The 13,786-nt window shown below is 66.5% G+C and carries 13 protein-coding genes; 6 read left to right on the plus strand and 7 right to left on the minus strand.

Annotated features, from left to right (window positions below):
- The first annotated feature begins 51 nt into the window (after positions 1 to 51).
- Positions 52 to 555 (plus strand): transcriptional regulator NrdR, encoded by a 504-nt coding sequence (nrdR, locus tag ACR65K_RS19890; RefSeq protein ID WP_056331656.1) that lies wholly within the window; start codon positions 52 to 54, stop codon positions 553 to 555.
- A 52-nt stretch (positions 556 to 607) separates the two neighbouring features.
- Here nrdR and ppgK read toward each other — a convergent pair whose 3' ends face one another.
- Together ppgK and map are read right to left on the minus strand one after the other, a co-directional pair.
- Positions 608 to 1,411 (minus strand): polyphosphate--glucose phosphotransferase, encoded by an 804-nt coding sequence (gene ppgK / locus ACR65K_RS19895; protein WP_440154650.1) that lies wholly within the window; start codon positions 1,409 to 1,411, stop codon positions 608 to 610.
- A gap of 109 nt (positions 1,412 to 1,520) precedes the next feature.
- The gene (map, locus tag ACR65K_RS19900; RefSeq protein WP_056331652.1) at positions 1,521 to 2,399 is read right to left on the minus strand and encodes a type I methionyl aminopeptidase; all 879 of its coding nucleotides are present in this window, start codon (positions 2,397 to 2,399) and stop codon (positions 1,521 to 1,523) included.
- A 121-nt stretch (positions 2,400 to 2,520) separates the two neighbouring features.
- On the opposite strand from map, the gene ACR65K_RS19905 reads away from it, so the two are divergent.
- Positions 2,521 to 2,688 carry an SPOR domain-containing protein gene (locus tag ACR65K_RS19905; protein ID WP_156386138.1) on the plus strand — a complete coding sequence of 56 codons (168 nt, stop codon included), beginning with the start codon at positions 2,521 to 2,523 and terminating at the stop codon, positions 2,686 to 2,688.
- A gap of 151 nt (positions 2,689 to 2,839) precedes the next feature.
- Here the strand turns inward: ACR65K_RS19905 and panB are convergent, their stop codons facing one another.
- Complete coding sequence (gene panB / locus ACR65K_RS19910; RefSeq protein ID WP_440154651.1) at positions 2,840 to 3,748, minus strand: 3-methyl-2-oxobutanoate hydroxymethyltransferase; 909 nt, start codon at positions 3,746 to 3,748, stop codon at positions 2,840 to 2,842.
- Between the two features lie 277 nt (positions 3,749 to 4,025).
- Between panB and glnA (ACR65K_RS19915) the strand changes: the two genes are divergently transcribed.
- From glnA (ACR65K_RS19915) to ACR65K_RS19925, 3 genes are read left to right on the plus strand one after another with little or no spacing between them, the layout of a single operon-like run.
- On the plus strand, positions 4,026 to 5,366 hold the full coding sequence (glnA, locus tag ACR65K_RS19915) for a type I glutamate--ammonia ligase (protein WP_056331789.1): 1,341 nt from the start codon (positions 4,026 to 4,028) through the stop codon (positions 5,364 to 5,366).
- Between the two features lie 9 nt (positions 5,367 to 5,375).
- The gene (locus ACR65K_RS19920; protein WP_440154652.1) at positions 5,376 to 8,387 is read left to right on the plus strand and encodes a bifunctional [glutamine synthetase] adenylyltransferase/[glutamine synthetase]-adenylyl-L-tyrosine phosphorylase; all 3,012 of its coding nucleotides are present in this window, start codon (positions 5,376 to 5,378) and stop codon (positions 8,385 to 8,387) included.
- Positions 8,377 to 8,922, plus strand: coding sequence for a GNAT family N-acetyltransferase (locus ACR65K_RS19925; protein ID WP_440154653.1), 546 nt, complete (start codon positions 8,377 to 8,379; stop codon positions 8,920 to 8,922). Before ACR65K_RS19920 ends, ACR65K_RS19925 begins: the two co-directional genes overlap by 11 nt.
- A gap of 275 nt (positions 8,923 to 9,197) precedes the next feature.
- Here the strand turns inward: ACR65K_RS19925 and glnA (ACR65K_RS19930) are convergent, their stop codons facing one another.
- Entirely contained in the window at positions 9,198 to 10,622 is a 1,425-nt protein-coding gene (glnA, locus tag ACR65K_RS19930) for a type I glutamate--ammonia ligase (RefSeq protein WP_056331646.1), read from the minus strand.
- Between the two features lie 281 nt (positions 10,623 to 10,903).
- Between glnA (ACR65K_RS19930) and ACR65K_RS19935 the strand changes: the two genes are divergently transcribed.
- Positions 10,904 to 11,341: an RDD family protein gene (locus tag ACR65K_RS19935; protein WP_440154654.1), complete on the plus strand. Its 438-nt coding sequence runs from the start codon at positions 10,904 to 10,906 to the stop codon at positions 11,339 to 11,341.
- A 30-nt stretch (positions 11,342 to 11,371) separates the two neighbouring features.
- On the opposite strand, the gene ACR65K_RS19940 is transcribed toward ACR65K_RS19935, so the two are convergent.
- The 3 genes from ACR65K_RS19940 to ACR65K_RS19950 all read right to left on the minus strand — a co-directional run bounded on the left by ACR65K_RS19940 (position 11,372) and on the right by ACR65K_RS19950 (position 13,602).
- Entirely contained in the window at positions 11,372 to 12,349 is a 978-nt protein-coding gene (locus ACR65K_RS19940) for a DMT family transporter (RefSeq protein WP_440154655.1), read from the minus strand.
- 17 nt (positions 12,350 to 12,366) lie between these two features.
- Positions 12,367 to 12,720 (minus strand): DUF3817 domain-containing protein, encoded by a 354-nt coding sequence (locus ACR65K_RS19945; protein ID WP_440154656.1) that lies wholly within the window; start codon positions 12,718 to 12,720, stop codon positions 12,367 to 12,369.
- A gap of 129 nt (positions 12,721 to 12,849) precedes the next feature.
- Entirely contained in the window at positions 12,850 to 13,602 is a 753-nt protein-coding gene (locus ACR65K_RS19950; protein WP_056331638.1) for a DUF4191 domain-containing protein, read from the minus strand.
- Positions 13,603 to 13,786: the final 184 nt, after the last annotated feature.

Below are 13,786 nucleotides of genomic sequence, written 5' to 3' on the forward strand. Positions count from 1 at the left end.
GCTGATGGCTTCCAACGACGTTGCACACCACAAGCGAAAAGGGGGAACGCCATGTACTGCCCGTTCTGCCGGAACCCCGATTCCCGCGTGGTGGACAGCCGCATGGCGGATGACGGTTCAGCCATCCGCCGGCGCAGGCAGTGCCCTGAATGCGGCCGCCGGTTCACTACGGTGGAAACCACCAGCCTCTCCGTGATCAAGCGGTCCGGCGTGGGTGAGCCCTTCAGCCGCAGCAAGGTCATCAACGGGGTGCGCAAGGCCTGCCAGGGCCGTCCGGTGAGCGAGGACGACCTCGCCATGCTGGCCCAGGAAGTTGAAGAACAGATCCGGGCCTCGGGAGCCGCCGAAATCGATGCCCACGAGGTGGGCCTGGTGATCCTGGGGCCGCTTCAGAAACTCGACAAGGTGGCGTACCTCCGCTTTGCCAGCGTGTACCAGGCGTTCGAGTCCCTTGAGGATTTTGAAACCGCCATCGCCCTGCTCCGCCACGAGGCCGAGGAAGACGCCAAGGGCGCCGCCACCAGCGCCAAGAGCTCCGAGAAGAGCCCCCTCTAGACTCCGGTGGCGGCAGCGGAGGGGAAGCCGCGGCCGCCACCGGCACCACTGCCTACTTGGCCAGCTTGTGCTTCAGGGCGATTTCCAGCGCGGCGCCCACAATCCCTGCCTCATTGCGCAGGACGGCCGGGACAATCGGGGTGCGCAGCTTGAGGTTGGGCAGGTACTCGTCCGCCCGCTTGGAGATCCCGCCACCCACAACGAACAGTTCCGGCGAGAACAGGAACTCCACGTGGGAGAAGTAGCGCTGCAGCAGCACGCTGTACTCGTCCCAGGACAGCCCGTCCCGCTCCCGTGCCACCGCCGATGCCTTCGACTCGGCATCGAAACCGTCAATCTCCAGGTGGCCCAGTTCAGCATTGGGGACCAGCTTGCCGTCGAAAATGAAGGCGGAACCGATGCCAGTGCCGAGGGTGATGACCAGGACGGTCCCGGAGACGCCGGCGCCGGCACCGTAGCGGGCCTCGGCAAGGCCGGCGGCGTCGGCGTCGTTGATGACCTCCACGGGGCGGCCCAGTTTTGCGGTGAGGAGGGCGTCGATGTCCGTGTCCAGCCAGGTCTTGTCCACGTTGGCGGCCGAGTGGACCACGCCGTGCTGGATGATCCCCGGGAACGTCACGCCCACGGGGGAGCCGGCTTCCGGTGCCTCGGGGCGTGCCGAAAGCTCGGCCACCACCAGGGCCACGGCCTCGGCGACGGCCTCAGGGGTGGCAGGCTGGGGGGTGGGCACGCGGAAGCGGTCACCCAGCAGCTTGCCCTTCTTCAGGTCGACAATGCCGCCCTTGATCCCCGTACCACCGATGTCGATGCCGATCAGCGGTGCGTTCTTGTGCGGTTTTTCGTCCTTCTTGGCCAATGGGATTCCGTTCGTGACAGGGGTGGGCAGGAAAAGGGGCCGCTTTCGGCGGCCAGTAACAGGTGTCCGGTCTGCACCGGGAGCATGCCCGGTGCAGGCATGGGACGGGCTACGGGAGGGTGAGGATCTCGGCGCCGGTCTCGGTGACCAGCAGGGTGTGTTCGAACTGGGCGGTGCGGCGGTGGTCCCGGGTGACAACCGTCCAGTCGTCGCTCCACATGTCCCACTCCACGGTGCCGAGGGTGAGCATCGGCTCGATGGTGAACACCATCCCGGCCTCAATGACCGTGTTGTAGGCAGGAGCGGCATCATAGTGCGGAATGATGAGCCCCGTATGGAATGCTTCACCAACGCCGTGGCCCGTGAAGTCACGCACCACGCCGTACCCGAACCGCTTGGCGTAGGACTGGATGGCACGTCCAATGACGTTGATTTCCCGTCCCGGCGCCACCGCCTTGATGGCCCGGTTCAGCGATTCCCTGGTGCGTTCGACCAGCAACCGGGATTCCTCGTCCACGTCCCCCACCAGGAAGGTGTGGTTGGTGTCCCCGTGCACGCCGTTGATGAAGGCCGTGATGTCGATGTTCAGGATGTCGCCGTCCCGGACCACGGTGCTGTCCGGGATGCCATGGCAGATGACCTCGTTCAATGACGAGCACAGCGATTTGGGGAATCCGCGGTAGCCGAGCGTGGACGGGTAGGCGTGATGGTCCAGCAGGAACTCGTGGCCCACCCTGTCCAGCTCGTCGGTGGTGACGCCCGGCTGGATGTGCTTGCCCACCTCAACGATGGCCTGTGCCGCGATCTTTCCGGCGATCCGGATCTTCTCGATGGTCTCCGCGGACTTGACCTCGGAACCGGTGAATTTTGCAGGCGCGGGCTTGCCCACGTACTCCGGACGGGGGATGGACGCCGGGACGGGACGCTGCGGACTCACGGTGCCCGGGGTGAGGGTGCCGATGGGTGCAGTCGAGGCAAGGGAAGGCATAGATTGATCATATAAGGCACCACAGAACGCCTAACAACCGGAAGCGGCGCACGGCCTCCGTAAGAATCAACGTTACGTGGGTCACGCCGCCGCTTCCCCGCCGCCGGACGAGGAGCAAACGATGGCTGAGTACTGGTACAACGTCAGGACGCACGAGATCGAAGAGGACCGGCTGTCTGATTGGAGCCAGCTAATCGGGCCCTACAAGACCCGGGCAGAAGCCGAACATGCCCTGGAGAAGGTCAAAGCGCGCAACGAGGCCTGGGAAAAGCAGGACGACGACGACTGACGGCTTTGTTGGGCAAGGCGCCTTGCGGTGCTCCGGAAGCGGACGTCAAGGTGAGGCCGCCCGCGGCCGAGGCAGTCCGCGGAGGAGTGCCGCCAGGCGCCACCCGCGGTCTTGACGGCTGGCGCTGGTTCGTCTGACGGCCGGGGCGGGCTTAGAAGGTATGTTCCTGGCCGGGGAACTGGCCGGACCTGACGTCCTCACCATAGGCGGTGGCGGCGTCGAGCAGGGTGCTCCGCAGGTCCGCGTACTGCTTGACGAACTTGGCCATCCGGCCGCCCCGCAAACCTGCCATGTCCTGCCATACAAGGACCTGTCCGGTGGTGGCCTTGCCGGCGCCGATGCCCACCGTGGGGACACTGACCGCAGCGTCAACCGCCGCCGCCGTCTCCGCAGGCACCATTTCCATCAGCACGCAGAACGCTCCGGCGTCCGCCAGCGCAACGGCGTCGTCAATCAACCGCTGGGCGTCGTCGCCGCGGCCCTGGACGCGGTAACCGCCCAGTGCGTGTTCGCTTTGGGGGGTGAAGCCGATGTGCGCCATGACCGGAATGCCTGCCTGCACCATGGCCCGGACCGTGGGCGCATAGTACTTCCCGCCCTCGATCTTCACGGCGTGGGCCAGTCCTTCCTTCAGGAAGCGGACGCCGGCGCCCACGGCCTGTTCCGCACTGACCTCGTAGCTGCCGAAGGGAAGGTCCGCCACCACCAGGGCACGCTTGGCGGACCTGGCGACGGCCCGGCACAGGGGGAGCAGTTCGTCCACGGTCACGGGCAGGCTGGTCTCGTTGCCAAAGACGTTGTTCGAGGCCGAATCGCCCACCAGGAGCACCTCGATGCCGGCAGCGTCGAAAATCTCGGCCGTGTATTGCTCGTACGCGGTGAGCATGGCGAACCTGGTGCCATCGCGCTTGGCCTGCTGCAGGTGGTGGATGCGGACCTTTGCCGGCTTCCGTTCGCCCGGAGCGGGAACCGGGGCCGCAGCCGGTGTGCCGGGGCCGCTGCCGTACGGGGCGGGTACTTCTGCGGACGCGCTGGAGTCGGAGCTGTTGCTGGAGGCCATGGGATGAGCGTAGTGCGCCATCCGCCGTACTAGCTACCGCGGGCAAGGCGGGACAAAGGTGATTAGCGTCATAGCGTAGTGCGTGGACGCGTGCCGCCGCGGGGTGGGAACCCCGGAGGTGGGCGGCCTGGGGTGCCTGCCAGGTTAATGCTGTGTTACGCAGGGCCCGGGCTCAAGCATCGGCGCCGAATGATTAGTACAGTGTTGATGAACTGCTGCCGGCTTTCCCCTTTGCGCGGGCCCCGGAGCATGAACGTTGACCGGAGAAGAGGCCATCATGGACCGCCAGCAAGAATTTGTCCTGCGCACAATCGAAGAGCGGGACGTACGTTTCGTGCGCCTGTGGTTCACCGACGTCGTGGGTTCGCTGAAGTCCGTGGCCCTGGCCCCGGCGGAAGTCGAGGGAGCATTCGAGGAAGGCCTTGGCTTCGACGGTTCCTCCATCGAAGGACTGGCCCGCGTCTTTGAATCGGACATGCTGGCCCAGCCCGATCCTGCCACCTTCCAGATCCTGCCGTGGCGCGGTGAGACCGAACAGACCTCGCGGATGTTCTGCGACATCCTCACCCCTGATGGCGAGCCTTCCGCGGCCGATCCGCGCAACGTGCTGAAGCGGACCCTCGCCAAGGCCGCGGACATGGGCTTCACCTGCTACACCCACCCGGAGATCGAGTTCTACCTCCTCAAGTCGCACGAGCCCGGTCCGGACGGCGCACCGGTGCCGGTTGATGAAGGCGGCTACTTCGACCATGTTCCAGGCGGCGTGGCGCAGGACTTCCGCCGCACGGCCGTCACCATGCTGGAATCCGTGGGCATTTCCGTGGAGTTCAGCCACCACGAGGCAGGGCCCGGCCAGAACGAGATCGACCTCCGCTACGCGGACGCGCTGCAGACGGCCGACAACATCATGACGTTCCGCACCGTCATCAAGGAGGTGGCGCTGCAGCAGGGCACCTATGCCACGTTCATGCCCAAGCCGTTCACCGACCACCCCGGATCCGGCATGCACACGCACTTCTCCCTGTTCGAGGGCGACAGCAACGCCTTCTTCGAGGCAGGTGCGGAGTTCCAGCTGTCCACGACGGCCCGGCAGTTCATTGCCGGCATCCTCAAGCACGCCCCCGAGTTCACGGCTGTGACCAACCAGTTCGTCAACTCCTACAAGCGCCTGTGGGGCGGCGGCGAGGCACCCAGTTACCTGAGCTGGGGCCACAACAACCGCTCGGCCCTGGTCCGCGTGCCCCTGTACAAGCCGGGCAAGGGCCAGTCAGCGCGCATCGAGTACCGCGGCATCGACTCCGCTGCCAACCCCTACCTGGCCTATGCGGTCCTGCTCGGTGCCGGGCTGAAGGGAATCGAGGAAGGCTACGAGCTGCCGGCAGCCGCCGAGGACGACGTTTGGTCGCTGAGCTCGGCCGAGCGCCGCGCTATGGGCCACGACCCCCTGCCGGCCAGCCTGCACGACGCCATCCGCTCCATGGAGGACTCGGAGCTCATGCCGCAGATCCTGGGCGAACAGGTCTACGAGCACTTCCTGCGCAACAAGCGCGCTGAATGGCAGGACTACCGGCTGCAGGTGACGCCCTACGAGCTGCAGCGCAACCTCGGCATCCTCTAGGTGCCCGGCGTGAGCCTGGCACGCCGCCTGATCGCGGCCGGATTCAGCGACCTGGAGAAGGGCGAACGGTTCCTTGCCGCGCGCGAACTCGAGGGACTGGACCAGGACAGGCTCTTTGCCGGGCTGCATCTTGCGGCCAGCCCGGACACCGCACTGCAGTCCCTGGTCCGGCTGATCGAAAAGCACCCGCAACTGCGGGACCTGGCGGCGGCCGAGCCTGAGGCCAGCGAACCGATGTACCGCGTCCTGGGGGCCTCAGAGGCTCTGGGGGAGTTCCTGATCCGGCACCCCGAGCACCTGGAGGCCTTCGAGGTCCGGGCCAGCCCGGAGCCGCTTCCCGCCGACCCGGGCCGGTTGCGCGCCACGCTCCTGCAGTCCGTGGGCGCCGATCCCCGCGCAGTCCGTCCCGTTGCCGCCGTGACAGGTGTGGACGCGTACGCAGCCCTGCGCACCGCCTACCGGCGCGGGCTGGTTGATCTCGCCGTCAAGGACCTGTGCGCCGCGGATCCGCTGGACTTCCTGCCGTCCGTTGGCGGCGAACTGGCGGACCTGGCCGCCGCGGCCATCGAGGCCGCCCTCGCCGTTTCCAGGGCCGAGGCCGCGGAGCAGCACAGCGCTGCCGACGTCGCTGACGTCGGCCTTGCCGTGATCGGCATGGGCAAGTGCGGAGCCCGGGAGCTGAACTACATCTCCGACGTCGACGTCATCTACGTGGTGGACCCGGGCAGCCTGGAGGACGCCCACGCCAACACCATCGGCACGGCCCTGGCGAGCGGCATCTCGCGGGCCATTTCATCGGTTGCCAGGGAACCGGGGCTCTGGGAGGTGGATGCGAATCTTCGGCCCGAGGGCAAATCGGGACCACTGGTCCGCACGCTCGCCTCCCACGAGACGTACTACGCCAGGTGGGCGGAAAGCTGGGAATTCCAGGCCCTCCTCAAGGCCCGCTGCATTGCGGGTGACGCCGCACTGGGCCGCGCCTACGAGGAAGCCGTGGCGCCATTGATCTGGAGCTCGGCCGGGCGCGAGGGCTTTGTTGAGTCCGTCCAGGCCATGCGCCGCCGGGTAACGGAGCACATCCCGGCCGCCGAGGAGCAGCGCCAGATCAAGCTGGGGCGCGGGGGGCTGCGCGACGTCGAGTTCACCGTCCAGTTGCTCCAGCTGGTGCATGGCAAGGCCGACGAGTCATTACGACGGCGGGACACCACCTCCGCGATCGCCGCGCTGTCGGCCGGAGGGTACATTGGCCGATCCGACGCCGCCGCCTTCGACAACGCCTACCGCTACCTCCGGCTGCTGGAACACCGGATCCAGCTGTTCCAGCTGCGCCGCACCCACCTGATGCCGGTGGCGGAGCCGGCGCTGCGCTCACTGGCCAAAGCCGTGCTGGGACCCTTCTCCAACGAGCGCCCCAGCCCGGACTCCCTGCTGTCAGCATGGCAGCGCACCAAGCGCTCCGTCCGCGAACTGCACGAGCGCATCTTCTACCGCCCGCTGCTGAACACCGCGGCAAAGCTCAGCAGCGAGGACGCCAAACTGACGCCCGAGGCGGCGCAGGGGCGGCTGGCGGCCCTCGGATACAGGGACCCCCAAGGGGCAATGCGCCATATTGAGGCGCTGACCGGCGGGGTCAGCCGCCGCGCAGCGCTGCAGCGCCAGCTCCTGCCCATCCTGCTGGACTGGCTCGCGGAAGGCGTGGATCCCGACGCCGGCCTCCTTGCCTTCCGCCGCGTCAGCGAGGCCCTGGGAACCACGCACTGGTACCTGGGACTGCTCCGTGACTCCAACGCGGCCGCCGAACGCCTGTGCCACATGCTGTCCAACTCCCGCCTCATCGCAGACCTCCTGGAAGTCTCGCCGGAGTCCGTGGCGTGGCTGGGACAGGACAAGGACCTGGTTCCCGTGGGCTTCGAGGCCCAGTGGCAGGAAATCACTGCCAAGATGTCCCGGCACGCGGACCCGGAGAGCGCCATGCGCCTGATCAGGCTGATCCGGCGCCGCGAAATCCTGCGCATCGCCATCGCCGATTCGGCCGGCCTCCTGGACCAGGAACAGGTGGGCACGGCGTTGGCCGATACGGACCGCGCCGCCGTCCTGGGTGCCCTGCGGGTGGCGGAAGGAATCGTCTCCGCCGGCGGGCCTCTCAAGACCACCGTCCTGGTGGTGGCCATGGGCCGCCAGGGCGGCCGCGAGATCGGTTACGGCTCCGACGCCGATGTCATGTACGTCCACCGTGCACTTCCAGGCTTCTCCGAGGCGGAGGCGCAGGAACAGGCCGGGCGCATCGTGGCGAAAATTTCAAATCTGCTCACCCAGCCGCTGAAACCGGCCATCATGGCTGAGCGTGTGCTCCAAATGGACGCGGACCTCCGGCCCGAGGGCAAGAACGGGGCCATGGTGCGCTCCCTGGACTCCTTCGCCGAGTACTACCGCCGCTGGTCCCTGATCTGGGAAGCGCAGGCCCTGCTGCGGGCACGCCCCATGGCCGGCGACGACGCCCTGGCCGCTGACTTCGTCAAGCTCATCGATCCCATCCGGTACCCGGAGTCCGTGTCCGAGCAGGACGTCCGCGAAATCAGGCGGATCAAGGCGAGGGTGGAATCCGAGCGGCTGCCGCGCGGCGCCGACCCCGCACGCCACCTCAAGCTGGGGCGCGGCGGCCTCAGCGACGTTGAGTGGCTGGTGCAGCTCCTGCAGCTCCAGCATGCCGGGAAGCATCCGGAGCTCCGGACCCCGTCCACCCTGGAAGCCCTCTCGGCCGCAGCGGAGCTGGGGCTACTGGACAGCTCCGACGCCGGCCTGCTCGCCGAGGCCTGGCGGCTGGCCAGCCGAATCCGGTCCGCCAACGTCATCTGGAATGGCAAGGCCTCCGACCTCCTGCCGTCCTCGCGCCGCGACCTTGAGGCCGTGGCCCGCTGGTGCGGCTACGAGCCCGGACACGCCGCCGCGCTGGAGGAGGATTACCTCAGGGTGAGCCGGCGGGCCAGGGCAGTCTTCGAGCGCGTCTTCTATGGGCATTGAACCCCAGCCGTGGGTCTGGCTCATCCAATTGGAGGACCTGGACTCCGACGCCCTGGCCATTCAGCTGGACGCCATCGCCAACATGCGGCTGGTGCCGGGCCAGGACCGTTTCGTGGGCGACCCGCTGCGGATGGCCCTTACCGGACTGGCGGAGGAATCACGACGGCCACACGTGATCGAGGCAGAAGGAAGCGCCGTTGGCCTGTTGACGCTGCAGTCCGGTGCCGCGGGACTCGCCGGCTGGCCTGACGATCACTCCGCGTGGCTCCTGCGCGGGTTCCTCATCGACCGGCGGCACCAGGGCAAGGGCCTGGGCACGCTCGCGGCTGCCGCCGCTCTGGAGGCAGCGCGCAAGCTGACCGCCCGGCACCAAAGCGGCGAGTCCGGCGTCGTACTGTCCGTCAACCAGGAAAACCCTGCAGGCCTCTCCGCCTACCGCCGCGCCGGCTTCATCGACTCCGGGCCGTACCTCGGCGGAACGTCCGGGCCGCAACGGACCATGTTCCGCAGTTTCGCCGTGGAGGCGCCTGCGTAACGCGCCGGACCGGCATTGCGCTTAGCAAGCGATTGCCCGATCATGTGGATTGGCGGTGTTCTCCAACCTTGTTGGGGGGAAGGCTGGACAGTCTTCGTCTCGGGGGGCATTCGTCAGGGGGTCCGGTTCCCGGTCTCAGCACGTCTGGAGGCGGACCCCCACCTTATGGTCTCCGTCCGCGGCTTTAAGGCCCGGACAAACGCCGAAGGCGGCCACCGGTTCATCACCGGTGGCCGCCTTCTGCTGTTCAGCTGTCCTGCAGGGCAGGGCTGGGACTAGACGCCGTAGTAGAGCTCGAACTCGTAGGGGTTCGGGCGCAGGGACAGCGGGCGGATCTCGTTTTCGTACTTGTACTCGATCCAGGTGTCGATCAGGTCCTGGGTGAAGACGCCGCCGGCCTGCAGGAACTCGTTGTCCTCGCGCAGGGCCTCCAGTGCTTCCTCCAGGGTGCCCGGAGCCTTGGGGATATCCTTGGCTTCCTCGGCCGGGAGCTCGTAGAGGTCCTTGTCGATCGGAGCCGGCGGCTCGATGCGGTTGCGGATGCCGTCGATGCCGGCCATCAGCTGGGCAGCGAATGCCAGGTACGGGTTGGAGGAGGGGTCCGGAGCGCGGAATTCGATGCGCTTGGCCTTCGGGTTGGAACCGGTGATCGGAATGCGGATACCGGCGGAGCGGTTGCCCTGCGAGTACACCATGTTGACCGGAGCCTCGAAGCCCTTGACCAGGCGGCGGTAGGAGTTCACCGTCGGGTTGGTGAAGGCCAGGACGGCGGAGGAGTGCTGGAGCAGGCCGCCGATGTACCAGCGGGCAGTGTCGGACAGGCCAGCGTAGCCCTTTTCGTCGTAGAACAGCGGCTCGCCACCGTTCCACAGCGACTGGTGGCAGTGCATGCCCGAGCCGTTGTCGCCGAAGACAGGCTTCGGCATGAAGGTAACAGACTTGCCCCAGGCGTCAGCGGTGTTCTTGATGACGTACTTGAACTTCTGCAGGTCATCGGCAGCGTGGGTCAGGGTGGTGAACTTGTAGTTGATCTCGGCCTGGCCGGCGGATCCAACTTCGTGGTGGCTGCGCTCGACCTCGAGGCCGGCTTCGTCCAGGGCAACACACATGGCGTCGCGCAGGTCAGCCTGCTTGTCGGTGGGGGAGACCGGGAAGTAACCGCCCTTGACGGGGGTCTTGTAGCCCAGGTTGCCGCCCTCTTCCTCACGGCCGGTGTTCCAGTGGGCTTCCTCGGAGTCGATCTTGTAGAAGCTGCCCTGCGGGGAGGACTGGTACTGGACGTTGTCGAACACGAAGAACTCGGCTTCGGGAGCGAAGAACGCGGTGTCGGCGATGCCGGTGGAAGCCAGGTAGGCTTCAGCCTTTTCCGCTACGCCGCGGGGGTCGCGGTGGTAGGGGTCACCCGTGCGGGGGTTCACGATCGAGAAGTTCAGCGCGAGGGTCTTCTCCATGCGGAAGGTGTCCAGGAACGCGGTGGTGACGTCCGGGATCAGCTGCATGTCGGATTCGGCGATGCCCTGGAAGCCGCGGATGGAGGAACCGTCGAAGAGCTGGCCGTTGACGAAGAAATCAGCGTCAACACTCTTGGCGGGGACGTTGAAGTGCTGCTGGACGCCCGGAAGATCGGTGAAGCGGATATCGACGAACTTTACATCTTCGTCCTTGATGAACTTGAGGACTTCGTCCGCAGTCTTGAACATCTATGCTCCTAACGCATATGTAAATATCTGGCATGGAAGCCTGTGATCCAGCGCAATCCAAAAGCAGGGAGAACGCGTGGTTTCCCTGCGGGGTACCTGCCGGGGATTGCATGAAACTGCTAACAGACTATGGATGCGGCATTTCCCGTCCGTGTCCGCATTGTTTCGGGCAGGTTACAGAATGCCCTGCTATGACCACGCTATCCTCCGTCCACATTGCGGTCGAGTCCTATCCACACTGTGGGCGCACCGGCACCGGCGTGGCTCGGTAAGCTTGGACGGTGGTAGATCGCAAAGACATTGGGTCCTGGCTCAGCGGACCGGACACCTCCGGCATCTCAAAGTATCCGGGGGAGCGCCTGGGCCTGGCCGAGGCCGGGCCGGGTTCCATGGCGCGGGCGGGGCGCAGGATCGCAGCCATCTGCATCGACTGGGGCATCGCGCTGCTCATCAGCAACTTCGCTTTCGGCGGCGACTCCTGGGCCACCCTTGCGGTCTTCGCGATTGAGCAGATCCTCCTGGTGGGAACGCTCGGCTACAGCATCGGCCACCGCATGATGGGCATCGCCGTGGTGAAGCCGGGAGGCGGCGCGCCCGGACCACTCGCGGCCCTGGTCAGGGCCGTGCTGCTCTGCCTGGTCATCCCCGCCGTGATCTTCGACCCGGACCAGCGCGGCCTTCACGACAAGGCGATGAACACGCTCCTCATCCGCCGCTAGGCGCGGATGCTCCGGGCATCCACACAATCCTCAGCCTTGCCCTTCCCGGGCATTCTGCCGGCGGAAGTTCGGCGCATTGGCAATGACCACGCCGCCGATCACGATGGCGCCCCCCACCAGTTGCGCGGTGGTGTGGACGTGTCCGGCGAGGATAGTAAGGATGGCAGTGAACACCGTAATGAGGTTGAGGAACACCCCGGCACCGCTTGCGGGCAGGACCGTCAGGGCACGGTTCCACAGCAGGTAAGACAGCACCGACGGGAAAACAGCGATAAACAACAGCGACGCCCAGGAGTTTGCGGTTGAAGGCAGGGCCAGGCCGCCTGTCGCCAACCGGACCGGGGCCAGCAGGGCCACCGCCACTGCTGCCTGGACTGCCGTGGCCGTAATCGGAGGAATCTTCGGGGCCCGCCGGCCGATCACCGTGTACGCGGTCCAGACAACCACGGCGCCGACCATCAGCACCTCGCCCGTACCGAAGCCGGCGGTGAGCAGCCTGCCGGCGTCCCCGCCGCTGATCACGATCAGGACGCCGGCCAGGGCCAGAAGGACGCCGGCCACTGACAACCGCGTCAGCCGTTCCTGCAGGAAGACGGCGGCGGCAAGCGTGATGAGTGCCGGATTGAAGGCGTTGATCAACGATGCATTGAACGCATCGGTGTGCTCCAGGGCGACATACAGCAGGAGGTTATAGCCGAGCAGCCCGCAGATGCTAAGCGCGACCAGCCACGGCCACGCGGCCAGGACCGAGCGCCAGTTTGGCCGCTCCACCAGCTGGGCTATGACCAGCAGCGGCACCAGCGCGATGGCCCAGCGCAGGAAGACCAGGCTCAGCGGCTCAATGCTTTGGACCGCACCCGCGCCCACGACGTAGTTGCCGGCCCAGAACAGCGTTGCCCCCAGGAGGGAGAGGAGCGCGACCATGCGCCTGCGGCCCTGCGCGCGCCCCGCCAGCGGCCCTGGCTTGGAGGACGGCTCTGGCTTCAGTTTTGAATCAATGGAGTCCACGGTTGATGAGCGTTCGCCTACACCCGGCTGGACTCAGGCTCACCGGCGGGCACTTCTGCCCCTGCGGCACCGAGGTAACCGCGCCGCCCGGCCCATCGCTCGAACAGGAGGGTGGCAAAGGGGAAGACGGCGGAGAACCCCGCCAGCACCGCCACCATGAAGGGCCAGCGCTGCACCCGCCACAGCATCAGCGCGGCAACCCCGTACCCGATGAACAGCGCACCGTGGATGGGTCCAGCCACCTGGACGCCAAGCTCACTGGTGCCCGCTATCCACTTGAAATACATCCCGGCAAGGAGCGCTGCCCAACTGCAGGCCTCGGCCACGGCGAGGATATGGAAGGCGCGGATCACGGCTGTCCTGGGCTTCATGGTCACGTCCTGTCTTAGGTTGATGGCGGGGCCAGTCAGTTGGGCAAAGGCTGCCGTTCGGCACAGATAATTGGCGCGTACGAAAAAACGCCCCGGCCCGGCAGTGCCGGTACCGGGGCGTTCCGCCGGCTAGCGTCCGCGGTTGGGACGGGCCTTGTAGGGATCGATTCCCTTGGGGATGGGCATCCGGGTGCCCATCGAGGCAATGCGCTTGGATACGGTGCTGACCTCCAGCTTGGTCAGTTCGTTCTTCATCTTGCCCATCTTCTTGGCCACCTGGCTCAGGGGCACCTGGCCCTCGCCGTGCCCGGTCTGGATGGTGTGCACGGGAACATTCGGCAGGATGCGCGCCAGGCGCTTGCGCTCGGCATCGAGCAGCGGCTTCACGCGGTGGCCGGGGCCTTCGCTGACAAGGACGACGCCGGGGCGGCCAACGGCGCGGAACACGGCATCCTGGGTGCGCGGGTTGACAGCCACAGGCTGCTCCTCTGTGATCCAGCCACGGCGGAGCGTGCCCAGGGCGGCACCAGAGGCACCGGGCTGGTTTTCAATCTGCGCGAAGGCGGCACGTTCGGCGCGGCGGGACAAAATAAACGTTGCCGCCAGCAGGCCCAGCGGAATGCCGATGATGAGGCCGGTAATCCAGTTGTCCAGCCAGAAACCCACCAGGAAGCTGACCGCCACAACGCCTAGGAACGCCAGCAGCATGAGCCACGGAACCATGGGGTCGTGGCGGCGGGTCATGGTGAAGACCTCGCCAATCTGCTTGAGCCTGCTGGGCTTCTTGGCCTTTGCTTCCTTCGGCTTGCGCGTGAACAGGCCGCGCTTCACCGCGCTTGAGCCCGCCGGGGTGGAGTTGCTGGAGTCAGGGGATTTCGCCATAGTGCCTCAATTCTACGTGACTTAAACCAAAGAGCCGGACGCTGGAATGATCCGGCGTCCGGCCCCTTGCCACGTCACTGCAGGGAGGTCAGGAATGTGCTGCCAGAAGGGTGGCGGCTTCCTGGCGGGTGGTGCCGGAGTCCTGGATGCCGTCGGCGATGTGGGCGAGTTCGGCGGGGATGTC

The organism is Arthrobacter sp. SAFR-179, assembly GCF_059414945.1.